Origin of the sequence: Vibrio sp. 10N.237.312.B06, assembly GCF_041464685.1 — a bacterium.
GTDB lineage: Bacteria > Pseudomonadota > Gammaproteobacteria > Enterobacterales > Vibrionaceae > Vibrio > Vibrio tasmaniensis_A.
In genome coordinates this window covers 66,860-86,889 of record NZ_JBFSPI010000008.1, presented here as the reverse complement: position 1 = coordinate 86,889, position 20,030 = coordinate 66,860, and the positions used below count along the sequence as shown (strand labels likewise).

Here is a 20,030-nt window from a genome sequence, read left to right as displayed (position 1 = left end):
ATGACTAACGTCCCTTCAGTGAAACCAAACCGCTGCTCACCAGTATCTGTTTGAACCAATGTTCTAAGTTGTCCGTCATAAACGAACTGAGTGATTGTTGCACCATCTGCACTTTGCACTGGCATCACATCAACAGTGCCAGTCGTAACAACACCAGCAGCCAAATCAGCCACCGTTGGCTCAGTAATGGTTAACGTTTGGTTTTGCATGCCTTGCACATCATCGCTGACCGTCACTTTCAACGGCGACATCAATGAATCATCACCATCACGATCGACCGCGTAAACGGGTAAATCAAAGCTCAATTCATTATTTGCTTGGCCATCAGCATGATCTAATGCTTCAAGTAGAGTAAAGGTGTACTCACCCACCGTGCTGGTAGAGAAGCTAATAGTAAAGACCGGAACTTCTGGGTTGGCTCCATCTTTCACAAAGCCGATATACGCACCAGTCGTGTTTGGATCAGCTTTAAGCTCAACGACCAACCCGCCCGATTTAAGCGCGTCGTTCGTGTTGAATTGAGCAGGGTCGATACTGAACTTGACTACATCATCACTTTGATTGGTAAACTGAATAGTCTCAGTTTGACTCACAGGAACATTGCTTGCTGCCGAGCCATCTGTAAGGTTAGATTCTGATAGCGTGACGCTTGGAATAGTATTGATGATTGGAATATCACCATCGGTGATGGTCAAAGTCACGGTGGATGTCACCGGATCTTTATCAAAGTCACTTGACGTCACCACTATGGTCTTAACGATATCTTCGCTGCTCGTGTGGTTTAAATCGCGATTCGGCTCAAAGCGTATTTCACCTTCAAGGGTAACGAACAGTTTGCCCTCAGGAACTGGAATCAGTTGCTCTCCCGTTATGCCCTGATTCAAGGTGTAAACGGTATTGTCATACGTGATTTGGGTAATGGTCGCGCCATCAGCACTCTGCTCGGGCATTACATCAATGGTGGCAGTCGTTACCTTACCAGCAGCCAAATCCGCAACCGTCGGTTCAACAATATTGAGCACACCATCTTTCATGATTTGCACATCATCACCGATGGTCATTGTAAGCGGGGAAATTTGCGAGCTATCGCCATCAGTGTCCACGGCGTAAACAGGCAGTTCAAAACTTAGCTCGTTATTTGCAAGGCCATCTTCATGATCTAACGCTTCAAGCAGCGTGAAGGTGTATTCCCCTAATGTACTTGTAGAAAAGCTAATCGTGAATACTGGGACATCAGGGTTTACCCCATCGTTAACAAAACCTATGTAAGTACCTGAGTTCTGGGGGTCTTCCTTGAGTTCAACGACAAGCCCATTCGATTTGAGCGTATCATTAGTATTGAACAAGTTTGGATCAATTCGAAAACTCGCGACATCATCACTACCGGCTGTAAACGTAATCGTTTCAGTGGCGCTAACCGCATTTCCGCTTGGCGAAGATCCATCACCTAGATTCGTTTCAGATAATGTCACTGGTGGAACTAGGTTAATTACCGGATCTTGGCCATCAGTAATACTAAGATCAAGCGTTGAAAAGCTCTCGTCGCCATCAGCATCTTCAGCTAAAAAGGCAAATTGTTTTACTATGGTTTCGCTGCTTGAGTGGTTGATATCACGAGCGACTTCAAAACTAAAATCACCATTGAGTGAAATCGTTGCAACCCCTTCTGTAAATGGGAAAGTTTGTGCCGCATCTGGGAGTAGATTTTGGTCTAACTTGTATTCGAGCCCATCGTAAGACAATGATTGGATTGTCGAACCATCCGCACCCTCAAAGTTGAATAGATTATAAGAAACAACAGTATCACCAGCTAAGGTCGGTTCATCGACGGAAACGACATTATCGATGAGTTCGACCACATCATCTTTTACACTGATTAAGATCTCAGCAGCTTCTGGTGTATTTGACCCACCAGATAGTGCAGAGCGGTCACCATCCGCGTCAACCGCGTAAATGGGCAATACAAAGGTTAGTAACTCACCTTCAGCACCTTGGTGTGAAAGCGATTCGTACAGAGTAAATTCATAATTCCCCAATGATGGACTATCGACTTTAACGTCGAAGACCGTAATTCGAGATCCATTGACCTCAACATAACCTTCATACGTTCTCACACCATTGGTTTGACTAACTAACTCTAATTGAACGGCAGCACCATTAGAAACCAAGGCTCCCGTTGTATTAAATTCAGTCGGTTCAAGTTCGTAATGGTCAATAATGTCACTTTCAAAAACACTTGCTGTGATACTGCCAATACCACCTACTGGGGTTGTTCCTTCTTGTGAGCCGCCAACAATGCCTGACTCATCAACATCGATGCCATCAACATTAATAATGAACGGGCTATCACCATCAGAGATATCAACCTTAATCGTATTCGTTACGACATCCTGGTCAAAATCGGTAACCGTAATCGGTAGAGAGAACGAAAGCGTGTCGGAGCTCACTTCTTCTATTGGTTTAAACTGTTGGAAATTATATGTGCCATCGGTATCGAGGGAGATTGTGAGAACAACCTCACCTCTCCCTTGAATAGACAGAGTGATCGTTGTTCCGTCATCAGACAGTCTTGCAACCGTATTTTGGTTATCACTGAGCAACCCATCAAACTCTTCTAACGCACTTGCATCAAAGACAGCAGATTGAAGTTTATCACTTCCAATATTAGAAAAAGTGCCTTCAATAGGTGCACTACTCGTTTCTACATTATTGATATTCACGCTTTCAGCAGACGGATTCACCCCGTCAAATAAAGTAACCAGCGCATTAATTGGTGATGCTATTGGGTTTCCTGCGGAGTCTTCACCTTGAATATCAAAAGCAAAGTTAATTTGATCGCCAGTATAAGAGACCTGCCCACCACCGATAGACGGAACATGATCAATAGATTGAGAAATCGTGGTGGTTAACGAGATATCGATATTATTGCCAACACTAGTAGCATCAATATCGATACGTAATACTTCGTCAGTACCTTGGACACCAACAATGGAATTCGTCACCGAGTCGTAAGTAAACGTGACAACTTGGCCGCTTGATGTAATGTCGTTATTAAGCTCACTTAGGAGTGAAGCAAGGGAGAGTGTGTCTGGGACAAAAGAATCTGGGTCTAGAGCTAAACTGCCCGCAATAATCGTTTCTGTGGTCGTAATAGATTGGGGGTAGGTATTGCCAGAAATAGAACCTTCAGTGACTGATTCGCTGATCGATTGACCACCAGCTGAACGGGTGATCGTTCTAAATTCCTCTCGAGTTTCCTCTACCTCTTCTTTCGCAAGCCCTGATGTCTCAAAGAATGTCGAGGGCTGAGTTTGAATATTATTGTATTCAATCGTAACAAAGCCAGCATTTGCAGAGCCTAGCCCTTCACCAGCAGCCGTTGCTTCCAAAATTTCAGTAGGATCGGCGCCACCTAAAATAGCTTCTTGGATTGCCGCAATATCATCGTCAGTAAATGCTCCGTCGTCAGATTGCTCTAGATCGAAATTGACCTCTCCGGCGACAGGGGCATCAGCCCAAGACAATTCTTGGTCAATACATCCAACACAATTCTCGCCAACCAGAACCTCACCATTTGGAGCACCTAATACAAGTTCTGCATTATTTGCGGTAATGACTATCTCATTTTCACGGATGATATCGCCAACTAGAACTTTTTTTGGGTTGCCGTCAGGTGTTACTACAACCACATCCCCACTTACTGCTTCAACAACCGCAGCTTGGCGCGAAACCTCAATATCCATATATCCCCCGTTATCACAAGCACTCTTATCTAGAGCTGTACAAATTATTTTTGTTAATCATTACAGGCTTTAATCAAATTCATACTTACCCCTCATCAATGGCCAATCTTTTGTTGTGCCTCTTCGAGTTGAAAAGAGATAAGTATTTAACCTGTTTTTTTTATAGTTTACTTACTGTTAAGCCTAGTCTTCCCCATAAAAAATGCCATGTCTGTGCTAAGAGACTCCTTTTCACAAATTCACTTATTCTCTATGGATTTCTAAAACACAAATTAAACGTTAGTAGTGCATTGATTTATATGCAAATAAACTCACAGCGATGTTACATCTCTTTAATCCTATAAAGATATACAGGAATAAAGTAGATAAATCATGAGCGAATATCAGACATTGCTTGAGGCAAACGATGTGATAGCAACAAAGCAGAGAGTAGTCCCAAACTTGAGACAATGTTCAGCACAAAGCGGATGAAAAACCATTTATTAAGCGTATATTTCGCCAATTTCATATATGCCCATCAACATATTAAGGTGCTATGGAGGAACAATAGTCATGACTTATCATTCGATACACACATATCAAAAGGAATACGTTTTAGGACAAAACAATAGATACAAAAAAGCCGCCCGAGTTTAACTCGGGCGGCTTTTAGAAGATCATGTACCGCAATATGGTGTTTATCCGTAAAACGAGATTGCCACGTTCAACATGCCTCGCTAACTATTTTATTTTGTTAAGCGATTTGCCGTCCAAACATAAAGCAGCTCAAGTGCGATAGTTGCGCCAGCTAGAGCCGTAATTTCGCTTTGGTCATAGGCAGGAGACACTTCTACAACGTCCATACCAACCATGTTGATACCCTGTAAGCCACGAATGATTTTGAGCACTTTATCTGAATTCAAACCACCACACACAGGCGTCCCAGTACCCGGCGCAAAAGCAGGATCCAGACAATCGATATCAAACGTTAGGTAAACTGGCTTATCACCAACAATGCCTTTCACTTGAGCAATGATCTCATCCACGCTCATGTCATTCGCTTGCATCGCATTGATAACATTAAAGCCATGACCTTCCTGCTTATACTCTGTACGAATACCTATTTGCACAGAATGCTCAGGCGAGATTAACCCTTCATTTGGCGCATGGTAGAACATAGTACCGTGATCGTAACGACTACCCTGACTGTAAGTATCAGTGTGCGCGTCAAAATGAATCAGAGCCATTTCACCGTACTTCTTGCCGTATGCTCTTAGCAAAGGCAATGTAATGAAGTGATCGCCACCTAACCCTAACAGTGTTTTACCGCTGTTTAGAATCGCATCAGCGGCTGCTTCTAGACGCTGAGTTAAGTCTTCTGCATCACCGCAATCAAACACAAGATCGCCAGCATCAATCACCGAGGTGTGTTCAAATACATTGAAGTCCCAAGGAAATTTTTTGCCTTCCCACGCCAAGTTTACAGACGCACGACGAATCGCATCAGGCCCCATACGAGCACCCGGACGACCCGACGTCGCCATATCTAACGGCGCGCCCAACACAACCACATCAGCATCGTTATCAATTGGGTTCTGTACCAATGGACGACGCATAAAAGTCATCGCGTTGGAGTACAGCGAGTAATCTGGTTTGGTAAATAGATCGTTCATTAAAAATCCTCAAGATAGGTGTAACCCATCAAGCCTTGCTCTAACTCTTCAAGTACGCTTTGCTGCTCTTGTGCTGGTACTTTTGCCGTGACCAAATCTTTGTAGTTCTGACGAATCAGATCCGTATCAATGTGAACATAACGCATCATGTCTTCAACCGTATCGCCTTCATTGATGTAGTCGATATTCGCTTGACCACTTTCATCAACATTCACCACTACACTGTGGGTATCACCAAATAGGTTATGCATATCACCCAAGATCTCTTGGTATGCGCCTACTAAGAAAAAGCCCATCAGGTATGGTTCATCTGGGTTCCATGCAGGAACTGGCAGAGTCGTTTCAATACCTTGGCCATCAACATACTGGTCAATTGTACCGTCAGAATCACAGGTGATATCCAGTACTACAGCGCGTCGCTCATCCGCATTATCCAAACCACTTAGAGGTAATACAGGGAATACCTGATCAATACCCCAAGCATCTGGTAAAGATTGGAACAGCGAGAAGTTCACGAAGAACTTGTCGGCTAAACGCTCGCTCAACTCATCCAAAATAGGACGGTGGTAACGGTTCTTAGTACTCATACGAGAGCTAAGTTCGTAGTTAATACGCAAAGACATCTGCTCTGCCCAAGCACGGTGCTGAAGATTCAGCATGCCTGTTGCAAATTGGTTGTGCGCTTCTGCGATATCGCTTTGCGTGTCGTTGTAGATCTCGATCAACGCTCGGTCATCATTACCCGCATCTAGCTCTAAGAAGTTCTTCCACATGTTATTAAGCAACATTGGTGCGTCAGCTTCTGGAGCCGCCATATCTTCCGGAGAATAGCTTTCTGTACCGATCACGTTAGTAACAAGCACAGCGTGATGCGCAGTCAACGAACGACCAGATTCAGAAATGATCACAGGTTGCGGCTGATTGTAGAGCTTACAAATATCCCCTACTGTCATTACGATGTTGCGAGCGTACTCAAGCAAGCCGTAGTTCATTGAGTTTGAAGACTGGCTACGTGTGCCGTCGTAATCGACCGCCAAACCGCCACCAACGTCTAAGAACTTCAGTTGAGCACCTATATCACGCAGTTCACAGTAAAAACGAGCCGCTTCACTCACACCATTTCGTACATCACGAATATTCGCCATTTGCGAGCCAAGGTGGAAGTGTACTAGCTCTAGAACATCCAGTTGATCTTCTGCTTTCAAGCGTTCAATAACGGTCAATACTTGTGATGCAGACAAACCGAATTTCGACTTCTCACCACCACTTGCTTGCCATTTACCTGCACCTTGAGATGCAAGACGAATGCGTAGACCTAAACGAGGTTTCACGCCAAGCGCTTTTGCTTCAGAAAGGACAAGATCAAGCTCTGACAACTTCTCTAGAACGATAAATACTTTGTGGCCTAGCTTTTCGCCAATAAGCGCAAGACGGATGTATTCTCTGTCTTTGTAACCGTTACACACGATCACAGAGCTCGCTTTTTGAGCCAGTGCCAATACCGCTAATAGTTCAGGCTTGCTGCCCGCCTCTAAACCAAGCTGCTTTTGCTCTAATTGAGCTTGGCTCGCTAAGATCTCGTCAACCACTTCTTTCTGTTGGTTAACTTTAATCGGGTAAACAAGTAGGTAACGGTTATCGTACTGATATTCGTCGATCGCTTGGTTGAATGCGTTACAGATATTGTGCACACGTTGATGCACTATTTGAGGAAAACGCACAAGAGCAGGTAAACCAATATTTCTCTGCTCTAACTGTTTTACGATCTGACTTAGCGGAACTTGATGATCGGTTTCGCTCGGTGATACATACACCTCGCCATTATCATCAATTCCATAAAAACCTTGGCTCCAGTGCTTTACATTATACTCAGCACGGATGCGTTCCAAATTAACCGAATTTTCCAATTCTAGAGACCTCACACTATAGGGCCATCGACAGAAGATACCTCATTGGAATAGCGAGGTATAACCCAACAAAAAACGTTCGAAAACGATTTGTTGGCTGCATTAACCGATATTATTAAGAGTGAGTCCAACCATTGATATTTGTGGTTACGATTACGTTTTTTTATCGACGATCCGACTTAAAGTGACAGGTAAGGTATTACAAGGTTTTAGACCAAAAAACAGGCTGAATCGCATTAGATTTAAAGCACTTTCTAACAAAAAATCAGGTAAATAAAATACATAGGAAGCATAAAATCCTTAGCCAATTGGGTGAGGTTAAGTCAACGTTGTGACAAATATGCGCACTTCCCAATCTGAACTCTCGCTATCACAAACACAACTTGTATCCCGTGATTCGATACCTATAAACACTTCGTTCTTCCAACTAAAACTCGCTCACTTCAATGTTGTAGCCGCTCAATTATTGAACTTTTCTCGTGCATATCTTGTATTCGATTCGATCTTCTTGTAATTTTAACTGACCAACCAATCGGTCAGCTTTCAAATTTAGGGGATACTATGAGCCATAATCTAGACCTTGAGCCAAACACGTCGAGCATCAACGACATGGATCAAGTGTTCAACCGACAAAAAGATCACTACCGCAATAACGTTAATCCTACGCTTGAGCAGAGAAGAGAAAACCTCTCAGTACTAAAAGCGTTGTTAATGCGCTATCAAGAGCAGTTGATTGAGGCAGTATCTGAAGATTATGGCCATCGCGCAAAACACGACAGCTTGATTGCTGATATCACCCCTTCTCTTCACCAGATCAATTACAGCGTGAAGAACCTTAAGAAGTGGTTGAAGCCATCACGCCGCAAAGCTGGTTTGATGCTAACGCCAGCAAAGATCACGGTTCATTATCAACCTGTGGGCGTTGTGGGCATCATTGTTCCTTGGAACTTCCCAGTCATGCTCTCTTTAGGCCCTCTGATCACAGCGTTAGCAGCGGGCAACACGGCGATGCTCAAGATGTCGGAGTTTACTCCAGCAACCAACCGAGTTTTGAAAGCGATGTTGGCCGAAGGCTTTAGTGAAGATCAGGTTGCGATTATCGAAGGCGAAGCTGACGTTTCCGCTAAATTTAGCCAACTGCCGTTTGATCATATTCTATTCACAGGGTCGACCTCTGTGGGTAAGCACGTAATGAGAGCAGCAGCCAACAACTTAACGCCAGTAACTTTGGAATTGGGTGGCAAGTCTCCAACGATTATTGCTCCGGACTTTGATGTCGCTGACGCCGTTGAACGCATCCTGTTTGCAAAAAGCTTAAACGCTGGCCAGATTTGTGTGGCGCCCGATTACATCTTATTGCCACGAGAAAAAACGGACGCGTTCATCACGGCTTATAAGCTCTACTTCAAAAAACTATATAAAGCAGGTATTGAAAGCAAAGACTTAACCTCAGTGATCGATATGCGCCAATACAATCGTTTGAAGGGTGTGATTGCAGATGCTCAGTCTAAAGGTGCGGTTATTCACACTGTCACCGAGCAAGCACAAGACGATGTGAACCACAGAATGACGCCACACCTCCTAACCGAAGTGAACGACGACATGGTCGCAATGCAAGAAGAGTTGTTTGGCCCTGTTCTGCCTATCGTGCCTTATGATTCTATTGAAGAAGCGATCAGCTACATCACAGGAAGAGAACGTCCACTTGCTCTGTATCTGATGAGTCATGATAAGCAAACCCAAGACCAGTTCTTATCGAATACACATTCTGGCGGTGTTTGTATCAACGACTCGCTAGTCCATGTGGCAGCAGAAGACGCACCGTTCGGTGGCATTGGCCCTTCAGGCATGGGACACTACCATGGTATTGAAGGCTTCAAGACCTTTAGCCATGCCAAAACCGTTCTAAGTAGAGGAAAAATTAACTTCACCAAGTTAATGCACCCTCCTTACAACAACCCAATTAAAAAGATTCTGTTCAAAGTACTAAATAGATGATTACGAAAAGGCAAAAAATCCTAAATGCTGCGCTCCTGCTCTTCTCTCAGCAAGGGCTAGAGGGCACATCTACAGGACAAATAGCGAAAACAGCAGGCGTCGCAAAAGCGACACTGTTTCATCACTTTGAGAACAAATCTCTACTGATTGATGAACTGTTTCGTGAACTGAAAATAGAGCTATTTTCTACCCTTGACCAGCACACAGAAATCGCTGAACAAGATCGCTACCAAGCCTTTAAGTTCATGTGGATTACAGGGCTTGAATGGGCGTTAGAAAATCCAGTTGCGATGAAGTTTTTCACCAATGTTCATTTCGACCCGACGACTCAAACTCGAGAAGTGATTGTTTCAAAGATGTTCGCATCGTTAGACGAGATCATTTTGAAAGGACAAGAAACTGGTGAGCTGATGGTGTTAGACATCAACCTTGTTAGGCACTTCATCCACAGCCATTTTTTGATTTGTGCAAACTGGTTGATTGAGCAGAATGAGTTACCTCCAGAGCAGTCAGGCAAGTACATCAGCGATAGCTTTGACATGTGTTGGCGAGCTGTCGGCGGACAAAACCTGTAATTTCCACATTCGTTGAAGCCCTTGCTTTCAAAGAACACTCTAAAGCGCCTCATGGCTATATCTATATATAGGAATGAGGCGCTTTAATTATTTGGATACATTTTAATCACATCACCATATTGACTTTAAGCACCCTCTTTCAGTACCATCCCACCATCATTTCAAAAGAGAATAACGCCATAATGAAGTACTAACATCCTGACATCCGATTTATTTTTATAAAAATCATTTGGACACTCGGGGTTAGTGGGCGTTACTTCGTCATCTATTTTCGCGACAAATCAAGTTCTTAAAGATCCGTATTTTGACAACATGTATCTTGCAGAACTGTACCTCAAAGACAGAAATTGTCTCAGCGCAGCTTTTCTATCTTTGATTGGTCATCTACCTAAGTAACGTCTTGGTGATCTATTCTTAGACTCCTATGTTGGAGTCTATGTAGAAAAGCGCCTCACCCCTTTTACTCGTTTACACGTAAAGGGAGGTATTTTTATGCCTACTATATTAGCCAACAATCTCTCATTCCAGCTCGATACTGGTGAGTGGTTATTCAAAGACATCACCTTTAGTTTGAGCAGTCGCCTGACAGGCTTAGTCGGAAGAAATGGGGCGGGAAAGTCACTACTGCTTTCATTACTGGTCGGGCAAACACAACCCACATCAGGCAGTGTTTCCAGACAAGGCTCGATCGGCTTTTACTCCCAGTTGCCTTCAAAGCTATTGGATAGCACAACCAGCATTGCTGACTTCTTGGGGATCACCGAAAAGTTAGACGCATTACATGCCATAGAACAAGGCAGCTGCGAACTTCAGCACTTCAATATCGTTGGCGAGGATTGGGATTTACAAGCGAACACAAAGCAACTTTTAGCCACATTGAAAATAACCAGTGGGTTAACCACACCGTGCCATACATTGAGTGGTGGGCAACTCGCCCTTTTACAGCTTCATCGGTTATTCGCATCAAACCACGACATATTGATTCTCGACGAACCTACAAACCATTTGGATAGCGAAGGGCGCAATTGGTTACTAGAACAGTGCCAGTTGTTTGAAGGAAAAGTACTTGTCGTCAGTCACGATCGAAGCTTGTTGAGACACATGGAAGGGATCTATCACCTCAACAGTTTGGGCATGCGTTTCTATAAAGGGAATTACGATGATTACTTCACGCAAATGTCGAGTCAAAGTGAAGTACTGGACAAGCAGATAACGCATCATCAATCGGAGAAGAAACGACTCGAGCGCCAAGCTCAGACTAACAAGGAAAAAGCACAACAACGTGAATCTCAAGGTAACCGACTCCGAAAATCAGGTAGCCAACCCAAGATATTATTGGATGCAATGAAAGATAAAGCAGGACGAACCCAAGGAGCATCGGCAACAAGCCACAGGAACTTAAAGGATCAAAACCAACATAAACTTCAATCTCTTCAAGAACAACAAGAGCAACTGAAGCCACAAGCGTTATACCTACAACAAGCGGATGCTACTAAAAAACACTCACTATTAACCGTTGAAGAGTGTCGCCTAAATTTTGGTTCTAGTGCTCCTATTAGCTTCTCTCTATCACAGGGAGAACGATGTTATCTAACTGGGGCTAATGGGTGCGGAAAATCGACACTGTTAAAAGCCATTCACGGCCAACACTCGAACTATATCGGATCCATTAAGCGCTTAGGGGCGACCGTGTACTTGGATCAACACTTTGGCCTGTTAGACACCAACGACACCATGTTCGATAGCTTGATGACACACGGCTTTGGGTTAACAGAAAGTGACGCACGAACCTTGCTCGCTGGAATAGGGTTCAGGCGAGACTCTGTATACCGAAAAGTGTCTCATTTAAGTGGTGGTGAAAAAATGAAACTGGCGATGTTGATCGTTAGCCACAAACAAGACACCCCGCTTCTATTGCTTGATGAACCGGACAACCATCTAGACATCGACTCAAAGCAAGTATTGGCGTCCGCTTTACGTGAATACCAAGGCGCATTTATCTTGGTGAGTCATGATGCTGATTTTGTTAAGGAGGTCGGCGTCAGCCAAAACCATATACGACTTTAACCTTCGTAAATTCGTTCACTTAGTGTAGTTAAGCGAGCATCGCTCCGGTGCTCGCCTTTCTCGATTGAGACAAGTAAACTACACGCCTCGAACATCTATTCATAAGGCTAAGGTTTGCATACTCTAGAACAACTTAAATCAGGGCAACTTAAAGGGATTAAGCACTTAAAACTGTCAGCAGAGCTCACTGAATTTCCATTAGAGATCTTAGATCTTGCCGATTCTCTAGAGGTTCTAGACCTTTATGGAAACCAACTATCAAGCTTACCAGACGAGCTATCACAGCTGACTAACCTGCGTATCATCTTCGCGTCGAATAACCTGTTCACGCACCTTCCTGATGTTCTAGGTACTCTTCCTAAGCTCGAAATGGTTGGCTTCAAATCTAATCAAATTAAAACCGTCAGCGAGCAATCTTTACCTGCTCAATTACGTTGGTTGATCCTGACAGACAATGCAATCGAGGTTCTCCCTCACTCACTAGGTGAAAGACCACGCCTGCAAAAGCTCGCATTGGCAGGTAACAAGATTCGTGTTTTACCAGAAAGTATGGAAAAGCTCTCAAACCTTGAACTGGTTCGTCTGTCTGCAAACCAACTGACTGAATTCCCAGAGTTCCTTATCAAGCTACCAAAACTGGCTTGGTTAGCGTTTGCGGGTAACCCATTTTGCAAACATCCAAGTAGCTTAGATAGCGTGCCTGCCGTAAGCTCGCAATGCTACTCACTCAATCAAGTGCTGGGCCAAGGTGCGTCTGGTGTAATTTCTCATGCTAACTGGTTAAACGGTGACTTTGATTTCCCACAAGAAGTGGCGGTTAAAGTATTCAAAGGCGAAGTGACCAGTGACGGTTACCCACATGATGAACTTGAAGCATGTCTTCAAGCAGGCCAACATAGCAACCTAGTGAAGTCTATCGCACAAGTTGATGAAGATAACTACCTAGCATTGGTGATGGAGCTTATCCCGAGCAACTACTACAACCTAGGTTTGCCCCCTACTCTTGAAAGCTGCACTCGCGATACGTTCAACGAAGGCTTCGAGCTTTCAATTGCTAAGATCAATAGTATTACAGAGCAGATGATTGATGTGTTTGAACACCTTCATGCCAACAAAGTTTGTCATGGTGATCTATACGCACACAACACTTTGGTTAACGAGCAAGGTCAGATGATCTTTGGTGACTTCGGAGCAGCAACTATCTACGGTTATCTGACTGAAGAGCAGCAACAAGGCATTCGTCGAATTGAAGCGCGTGCATTGAAGTACTTTATTGAAGACCTACTGACGGTTTGTGCAAAGCAAGATCAAGACAGCGAGCTTTATACTCAACTGGCGAACTTCGAAGCTTAATGGCGTGTTGATTGGAAGTAATCGGTCGAATTGAAAACAACAAAGCCAACATCACTGTTGGCTTTTTTATTCTTGGAATATCACTTATTCTAATGGACAAGCAAGGTCGGCTAAAAGGGATTAACGCTCAGCCTGCACCAATTTCAGATACGAATGCAGCTCACCATTTTTATATTCCACCGCAGAGTGAATATTGAGATCAGCACGAGCCACAACAGTAAACTGGTAGCGATTCTCGCCCTTCAAAATCTCGACGTGTAACAACCCATCTTTTAGTTGCCACTGCCCTGTTGTTTCAAATCGATCGAACAAACGATATTCAATCAGAGAACCGTCAGCATTGAAGTGTACTTCAGTGATGTAACCGCCGGGGCAACTCTTCACCCAAACTCGATTCTCGATATCACTGACAATGAAGTCACGCTTTGTATCACGCCACGCTAGAAAGCCTTCGCTATCATAAAGAGCAAGGTCGAGATCAGTTCTAGAGATTAACGGCTGCTCATTTTGCTCACGACAATAAAGTTGGAGCAAAATTTGCTGAGCTGCACCATTCTGTAATTCACTCATTGTGACTTCCCTTTCTCATTGCTCTGCGTTAGACGCTGTATTGATCAACAAATTCTATTTAAAGCGGGTTACACAAGCTCGTAAGAAACCACATACAGTTGAGAGATACCCGGATAGATATCTTGAATCACACCCTTGAGGACTTCTAGCGTCATGTTCTCTTGCTCCGCATGGAACTCACCTAAGTCATCAAACAAGATTGGTTCTACACTAATGATCTTAAGATTACAGAATACACGTCCCTGCTCTAGCGTTGATACTTCTACAACGCTACCTGGCTGGTAATTGCGCTCAGATTCATCGCGAATAGTAATCGTCTTCTTGCCAGAAAGGATGTCAGTTTCAAAACGTTCGAAGAACGTCATAGTAGTCGGTGCGGTCATTTATCTCGGTCGCTTAACATTTAAAGGTTAGGTAAATGTTTATGTACCAGAATGCTTGTTCAAGCGAATAAAAATTAGATGCGAGAGAATGCGGCAAAGCCAAATAGCAGGCAATAAAAAAGGAGAACCGAAGTTCTCCTTTTATTAAACCTTTAAGCTAACTCTAAATTATAGAGATGCTTTCGCTTTTTCAACTAGAACAGCAAATGCTGCTTTGTCGAATACTGCGATGTCAGCAAGAATCTTACGGTCGATCTCGATAGATGCTTTCTTAAGGCCATTGATGAAACGGCTGTAAGATAGACCATTTTGACGAGATGCCGCGTTGATACGTGCAATCCAAAGTTGACGGAATTGACGTTTCTTGTTGCGACGGTCACGGTAAGCGTATTGACCAGCTTTGGTAACTGCTTGGAAAGCTACGCGGTAAACACGTGAACGTGCTCCGTAGTAACCTTTAGCTTGTTTTAGAACTTTCTTATGACGTGCACGAGCTTGTACACCACGTTTTACGCGAGGCATTATGCTTCTCCTAAACTAAACGAATTTATAAACTAAAAAGAATTAAGCGTATGGCATCATACGTAGAACTTGAGCAACTTCACATTTAGGAAGGATCGAGTTCGGACGTAGCTGACGCTTGTTCTTAGTAGTACGCTTAGTCAGGATGTGACGTTTACCAGCGTGCTTAAACTTAATACCACCAGCAGTTTTCTGGAAACGCTTAGCAGCACCTTTGTTGGTTTTCATCTTAGGCATGATGAATAACTCCGCATTGTTGAGTTGTTAATAACATAGTAATTAGGGCGAATAAAACCCCGCAACCTGAGGCTGCAGGGTTTAATTACTTGCAAAGCCGTTAATTACTTCTTTTTAGGGGCCAACACCATGATCATCTGGCGACCTTCAATTCTCGTTGGGAAAGATTCGACAACTGCAAATTCTTCAGTATCTACTTTCAAACGATTAAGAACGTCAACACCGATTTCTTGGTGAGCCATTTCGCGGCCACGGAAGCGAATTGTTACCTTCACTTTGTTGCCGTCTTCAAGGAAACCAGTCAGGTTGCGTAGTTTTACCTGATAGTCTCCAATATCAGTTCCAGGTCGGAATTTAATTTCCTTGATCTGAACCTGCTTTTGCTTTTTCTTCTGCTCTTTCGCAGCTTTGCTCTTCTCGAAGAGGAACTTACCGTAGTCCATCACACGACAAACTGGCGGCTCGGCGTTAGGGCTGATCTCTACAAGATCCATACCAGCTTCATTTGCAGCTTCCATCGCTTCAGCGATTGTTACTACACCAACAGCTTCGCCGTCTGCGCCAGTTAGACGCACTTCACGAACGCCACGAATGTCACCGTTTAAACGGTGCTGGTTTTGTTTGGCCGGTTGTTGGCCACGTCTTCCGCCTTTAATAGCTATTCCTCCAGATTGAGCTTACGGCTTGAAACCTCGGCTTGGATGTATGAAATAAAGTCATCCACTTTAAATTTGCCAAGGTCCTTACCTTTACGTGTACGTACTGCAATTTCGCCGGCTTCCATTTCTTGGTCACCACACACAAGCATGAACGGTACACGTTTCAAAGTATGTTCGCGGATTTTAAAGCCAATCTTCTCATTTCTCAAGTCTGCTTTGACTCTAAATCCACTTTTTTGCAGTTTTTTCGCAATTTCTTGTACATATTCAGACTGTTTGTCTGTAATGCCCATAACAATTGCTTGTTCTGGCGCCAACCACGTTGGGAAGAAGCCAGCGTATTCTTCAATAAGAATACCGATGAAGCGTTCTAGTGAACCTAAAATCGCGCGGTGAATCATAACTGGCGTGTGACGCTCGTTATCTTCACCTACGTAAGTTGCACCTAAACGTTCTGGTAATGCAAAATCGAGCTGCACTGTACCACATTGCCATGCGCGGTCCAAACAATCATGCAAAGTAAATTCAATCTTAGGTCCGTAGAACGCACCCTCGCCTTCTTGAATCTCGTATGCAATCTCCATCGCCTCAAGCGCTTGCTTAAGATCGGCCTCTGCACGGTCCCACATTTCGTCTGAACCTACACGCTGTTCTGGACGAGTAGATAGCTTAACAACAATGTTTTCGAAACCGAAAGTTGTGTAAGTATCGTAAACCATTTCAATACAAGCTTTAACTTCTTGCTGAACTTGGTCTTCAGTACAGAATACGTGAGCATCATCTTGAGTGAAGCCACGAACACGCATAATGCCGTGAAGTGCGCCAGACGGCTCGTTACGGTGACATGAGCCAAACTCAGCCATACGTAGCGGTAGATCACGGTAAGATTTCAAACCTTGATTAAAGATTTGAACGTGACCAGGACAGTTCATTGGCTTGATCGCGTATTCACGGTTCTCTGAAGAAGTCGTGAACATCGCTTCAGCGTACTTATCCCAGTGACCAGAACGTTCCCAAAGAACACGGTCCATCATTAATGGGCCTTTTACTTCCTGGTAATCGTACTCAGTCAGCTTCTGACGAATAAATACTTCTAGCTCACGGAAGATAGTCCAACCGTTGTGATGCCAGAACACCATGCCTGGTGCTTCTTGCTGCATGTGGAATAGATCTAAGTGCTTACCGATTTTACGGTGATCACGCTTAGCCGCTTCTTCTAGGCGCACTAGGTGAGCCTTAAGCGCTTTCTTGTCATGGAATGCAGTGCCGTAGATACGTTGAAGCATCTTGTTGTCACTGTTACCACGCCAGTAAGCACCTGCTACGTTAAGTAGTGTGAAGTGTTGGCAGAAGCCCATATGTGGAACGTGGGGACCACGACACATATCGATGTATTCTTCATGATGGTACAGGCCTGGACGATCGTCTTTAGAAACGTTCTCATCCAAGATTTCGATTTTGTAAGTCTCGCCGCGAGCTTCGAATGCGTCACGCGCTTCCTGCCAGCTAACTTTCTTCTTAACAACCTGATACTTGGTCTTCGCTAGCTCTTTCATACGCTTTTCAATCTTTTCTAGATCTTCTTGCGTTAGAGAGTGCTCAAGGTCGATATCGTAGTAGAAACCGTTATCAATAGTAGGACCGATCGCCATTTTCGCTTCTGGAAAAAGCTGCTTAATCGCGTGACCTAAAAGGTGAGCACAAGAGTGACGAACGATCTCAAGGCCATCAACTTCATCTTTAGCTGTGATGATTTCTAGGCTTGCATCGTTTTCGATAAGATCACAAGCATCAACACGCTCGCCGTCTACACGACCAGCAATGGTTGCTTTCGCAAGACCAGGACCGATTGATAGGGCAACATCTAGAGTTGATACAGGGTTGTCAAATTGACGCTGACTACCGTCAGGAAGAGTAATAATTGGCATTATTTGTCCTTTACAGTGGTGTTGCACACCAAGCAACACATGAAAATTATTTAATATATTCAATTCAAAAAGTTAGAAAACTTAATGGGGATATATGTAAGAATTGGTACAAATTTAGGCACAAATACAGATGTGCCTTTATAAGTACTGGGGCATTGTAACGAATTAACATGAAATAACAATGCAGCACTTAAGGCAAAGCATGAGAACTATGTCTTTATTTCTTTCTAGGCTAAATCATGTTTCAGCAAGTATTGTACTCTATTGGGAAGAAGTTTCTTCTACAGCGGGGTCGGTTTTGGAATTGGCCCTCTCGCGATAGTTAATGAAGTTCATATACTTAGGCATCGTCGATCGCAACAAGACACCACCATTTTTCTTCTCTCCCGCGACACCAAACATAATAAAGTGAGAGCCCTTAAATCGTTCTAAGGAATTCAGCTTATAAACTCTCATAACGTCTTCTTTTAGCTCTTTTGGCAAGATTAGAGATGGGTCTTTAGGCCCGCCATAATTGAGAAATAGCGTCCCATCTTTATTCTCTTTATAGTTATTAATCTCTCCCCAAAAAATCTGCTGAGTTCTAAAGTCATCTTCTTTAATTTTTGAGACTTCAACTAAGTTGTCTCTAAGCATACCATTGAGAAGCTCGCGCCCTGAGTCGGCGGTAATCTTAATAGTTTTACCCTCACCATAGCCTGGGTTTTTAACCAAATAACTTAATATCTGACGTAAAGATTTACTATCCGGAAAATCACTATTATTGCCTCCTGCTTTTACTGCTTGTGGAGACGGGGTCCAATTATGTTCCTCATCTTGATGCTTGTCCGCTGGCGTTGATACTTCAATAGAGTCATGTTTAGTTTTATCAAGGTTTACATGTATATCGGTATTGCTTTTTTCCAGATCATCGTCGTGAGCTTCATTTTCCATATCTTCAGCAACTAACATCGATGTTGCCTTCTCACACCCTTTTAGATGATGTGCATTAAAGCAGGCTGCACGAGTTACCTCTCGAACTGTATAAGATTTGGTGTGCCAAGCTTTCTTTTTGCACTCTAAGCATCTAATCAAGCCTTGATACTTATCGGTATCTTTCTCGAAAGTTTCAGTATCAACTACTGAACCATCAAGTTCAAATTCCACATATCTCATACACAACCCCTAAAAATCATCTACATGCATATATAACCAAAACGAAATGAATACATCTAGTTTCATACATTTATATAATTTTAAAAAACTGTGTCGATCACAATTTGAGCTAATCCTTAAACTTACTCTTTAAACTCAATCTCTTGATTTAATGCCTTCCTAGCCTCATAATTAAATTTCACTGGCAAAATCCAGTGACGGGATTGGTCCCCCGTTTTAGTGAGTTAATCTCTATGCACAAAAGGATGTATAAAACATCCAGCTATTTGCTGGTTTTTTTATGCATGCGATTCAGCACACCCAAATTATGGTGGACTGGATTGGGCAGCTTCGGCTGGCCGTTTCCTTTTGTGGCGGTAGGACCAACCCGATTCAGTTCACCACCCAAAGTTTGGTCCCTTTGCGTGGTGATTAAAAACCACGAATCACAAAAGGGGTTATCCCATGAATAACCAAATTCGAGTACCATTTCACGGAGCAAATTTATTCGTTGTTAAACACAACGGTGAACCTTACACTCCAATGAAACCAATTGTTGAAGGTATGGGTTTAGATTGGAGTTACCAATCCCGCAAACTTGGTAGTAATAAAGAAAGGTGGAGTGCTGCTTTTATAGCAACAGTTGCTCAAGATTCTAAAAACCGCGATTTACTCTGCATCCCGCTTCGAAAACTCTTCGGCTGGCTCCAAACACTCCAACCTAATCGAGTCCGCAAAGAAATCCGCGACAAAGTGATACAATACCAAAACGAATGTGACGATGTTCTTTGGCGATACTGGAACCAAGAAACCAACCAACTCCCCACCCCAAGTACAATCCCTGTTACCACCAAACTTTTAATGACATTAGAAAATGGCCGCGTGATCGGTACTGTTCCGATTGGTGATGATGTGATGGTATTCGAGCGCTCAAGGCTTCCAGAATTGCTACGTGAGCCTGGTTACTTTTCTATTGAGGATTACGCGAAAATTGCTGAGACGGCGAATGCTAGATTGGCGGAGCTGCTAGTAGTGAAAGGAAAGAGCTGGTGAGTTGAAATGATTAAAATTCTTTCCCATTATCCAATATATGCTCGATAACTCCATATGATTCAGATGCTGTGATCTTTACAAACCCACTTTCTTCCAATGTGGTAATAGAAATATCAGCTGACATTTTCGCAAGACTTTGACTTTAGACAGGACATGTATAAGAAGTACTCCCTTAGCTCAGACCAAGGTAATCTCCTCGACTAGCAATTGAGGAGATTATGAATGTGTAATTTTAAAAAAGATACCTAA

At 43.4% G+C, this 20,030-nt stretch carries 15 protein-coding genes; 5 read left to right on the top strand and 10 right to left on the bottom strand.

Features of this window, described 5'->3' with window-relative positions; translation table 11 throughout:
* From AB6C75_RS03945 to speA, 3 genes are all read right to left on the bottom strand, one after another.
* On the bottom strand, window positions 1–3,743 hold a 3,743-nt coding region (locus AB6C75_RS03945), incomplete at its 3' end, for a retention module-containing protein (RefSeq protein WP_372106992.1).
* 725 nt (window positions 3,744–4,468) lie between these two features.
* A complete protein-coding gene (gene speB, locus AB6C75_RS03940) occupies window positions 4,469–5,395 on the bottom strand; it encodes an agmatinase (protein WP_009846513.1) in 927 nt (308 codons plus the stop codon).
* On the bottom strand, window positions 5,395–7,302 hold the full coding sequence (speA, locus tag AB6C75_RS03935) for an arginine decarboxylase (RefSeq protein ID WP_102257374.1): 1,908 nt from the start codon (window positions 7,300–7,302) through the stop codon (window positions 5,395–5,397). Before speA ends, speB begins: the two co-directional genes overlap by 1 nt.
* A gap of 561 nt (window positions 7,303–7,863) precedes the next feature.
* Here speA and AB6C75_RS03930 point away from each other — a divergent pair.
* The 4 genes from AB6C75_RS03930 to AB6C75_RS03915 all read left to right on the top strand — a co-directional run bounded on the left by AB6C75_RS03930 (window position 7,864) and on the right by AB6C75_RS03915 (window position 13,295).
* On the top strand, window positions 7,864–9,300 hold the full coding sequence (locus AB6C75_RS03930; protein WP_372106989.1) for a coniferyl aldehyde dehydrogenase: 1,437 nt from the start codon (window positions 7,864–7,866) through the stop codon (window positions 9,298–9,300).
* Window positions 9,297–9,875: a TetR/AcrR family transcriptional regulator gene (locus AB6C75_RS03925; RefSeq protein ID WP_372106987.1), complete on the top strand. Its 579-nt coding sequence runs from the start codon at window positions 9,297–9,299 to the stop codon at window positions 9,873–9,875. The genes AB6C75_RS03930 and AB6C75_RS03925 overlap by 4 nt, the downstream gene beginning before the upstream one ends.
* 492 nt (window positions 9,876–10,367) lie before the next feature.
* Window positions 10,368–11,942, top strand: a complete 1,575-nt coding sequence (locus tag AB6C75_RS03920) for an ABC-F family ATP-binding cassette domain-containing protein (RefSeq protein ID WP_372106985.1) — start codon at window positions 10,368–10,370, stop codon at window positions 11,940–11,942.
* A 114-nt stretch (window positions 11,943–12,056) separates the two neighbouring features.
* Window positions 12,057–13,295: a leucine-rich repeat-containing protein kinase family protein gene (locus AB6C75_RS03915; protein ID WP_102257339.1), complete on the top strand. Its 1,239-nt coding sequence runs from the start codon at window positions 12,057–12,059 to the stop codon at window positions 13,293–13,295.
* Window positions 13,296–13,415: 120 nt separating this feature from the next.
* On the opposite strand, the gene AB6C75_RS03910 is transcribed toward AB6C75_RS03915, so the two are convergent.
* From AB6C75_RS03910 to AB6C75_RS03880, 7 genes are all read right to left on the bottom strand, one after another.
* Complete coding sequence (locus tag AB6C75_RS03910; RefSeq protein WP_102257340.1) at window positions 13,416–13,865, bottom strand: hypothetical protein; 450 nt, start codon at window positions 13,863–13,865, stop codon at window positions 13,416–13,418.
* Between the two features lie 68 nt (window positions 13,866–13,933).
* Window positions 13,934–14,248 carry a N(4)-acetylcytidine aminohydrolase gene (gene yqfB, locus AB6C75_RS03905; RefSeq protein ID WP_009846506.1) on the bottom strand — a complete coding sequence of 105 codons (315 nt, stop codon included), beginning with the start codon at window positions 14,246–14,248 and terminating at the stop codon, window positions 13,934–13,936.
* A gap of 168 nt (window positions 14,249–14,416) precedes the next feature.
* Complete coding sequence (gene rplT, locus AB6C75_RS03900) at window positions 14,417–14,770, bottom strand: 50S ribosomal protein L20 (protein WP_004733517.1); 354 nt, start codon at window positions 14,768–14,770, stop codon at window positions 14,417–14,419.
* A 42-nt stretch (window positions 14,771–14,812) separates the two neighbouring features.
* On the bottom strand, window positions 14,813–15,007 hold the full coding sequence (gene rpmI / locus AB6C75_RS03895; protein WP_004738430.1) for a 50S ribosomal protein L35: 195 nt from the start codon (window positions 15,005–15,007) through the stop codon (window positions 14,813–14,815).
* Window positions 15,008–15,111: 104 nt separating this feature from the next.
* Complete coding sequence (infC, locus tag AB6C75_RS03890; RefSeq protein WP_077680304.1) at window positions 15,112–15,663, bottom strand: translation initiation factor IF-3; 552 nt, start codon at window positions 15,661–15,663, stop codon at window positions 15,112–15,114.
* Between the two features lie 2 nt (window positions 15,664–15,665).
* Complete coding sequence (thrS, locus tag AB6C75_RS03885; protein WP_029223062.1) at window positions 15,666–17,594, bottom strand: threonine--tRNA ligase; 1,929 nt, start codon at window positions 17,592–17,594, stop codon at window positions 15,666–15,668.
* Between the two features lie 261 nt (window positions 17,595–17,855).
* Entirely contained in the window at window positions 17,856–18,749 is an 894-nt protein-coding gene (locus AB6C75_RS03880; RefSeq protein WP_372106982.1) for a hypothetical protein, read from the bottom strand.
* A gap of 444 nt (window positions 18,750–19,193) precedes the next feature.
* Here AB6C75_RS03880 and AB6C75_RS03875 point away from each other — a divergent pair, with 444 nt between their 5' ends.
* Window positions 19,194–19,781, top strand: coding sequence for a phage antirepressor N-terminal domain-containing protein (locus tag AB6C75_RS03875; RefSeq protein ID WP_372106980.1), 588 nt, complete (start codon window positions 19,194–19,196; stop codon window positions 19,779–19,781).
* Window positions 19,782–20,030 lie beyond the last annotated feature (249 nt).

Coding starts and splice junctions, on each gene's coding strand:
- AB6C75_RS03925 (WP_372106987.1), top strand. CDS start 9,297: ATGATTACGAAAAGGCAAAAAATCCTAAATGCTGCGCTCCTGCTCTTC.
- rplT (WP_004733517.1), bottom strand. CDS start 14,770: ATGCCTCGCGTAAAACGTGGTGTACAAGCTCGTGCACGTCATAAGAAA.
- yqfB (WP_009846506.1), bottom strand. CDS start 14,248: ATGACCGCACCGACTACTATGACGTTCTTCGAACGTTTTGAAACTGAC.
- thrS (WP_029223062.1), bottom strand. CDS start 17,594: ATGCCAATTATTACTCTTCCTGACGGTAGTCAGCGTCAATTTGACAAC.
- AB6C75_RS03880 (WP_372106982.1), bottom strand. CDS start 18,749: ATGAGATATGTGGAATTTGAACTTGATGGTTCAGTAGTTGATACTGAA.
- AB6C75_RS03875 (WP_372106980.1), top strand. CDS start 19,194: ATGAATAACCAAATTCGAGTACCATTTCACGGAGCAAATTTATTCGTT.
- AB6C75_RS03930 (WP_372106989.1), top strand. CDS start 7,864: ATGAGCCATAATCTAGACCTTGAGCCAAACACGTCGAGCATCAACGAC.
- rpmI (WP_004738430.1), bottom strand. CDS start 15,007: ATGCCTAAGATGAAAACCAACAAAGGTGCTGCTAAGCGTTTCCAGAAA.
- AB6C75_RS03920 (WP_372106985.1), top strand. CDS start 10,368: ATGCCTACTATATTAGCCAACAATCTCTCATTCCAGCTCGATACTGGT.
- AB6C75_RS03910 (WP_102257340.1), bottom strand. CDS start 13,865: ATGAGTGAATTACAGAATGGTGCAGCTCAGCAAATTTTGCTCCAACTT.
- speB (WP_009846513.1), bottom strand. CDS start 5,395: ATGAACGATCTATTTACCAAACCAGATTACTCGCTGTACTCCAACGCG.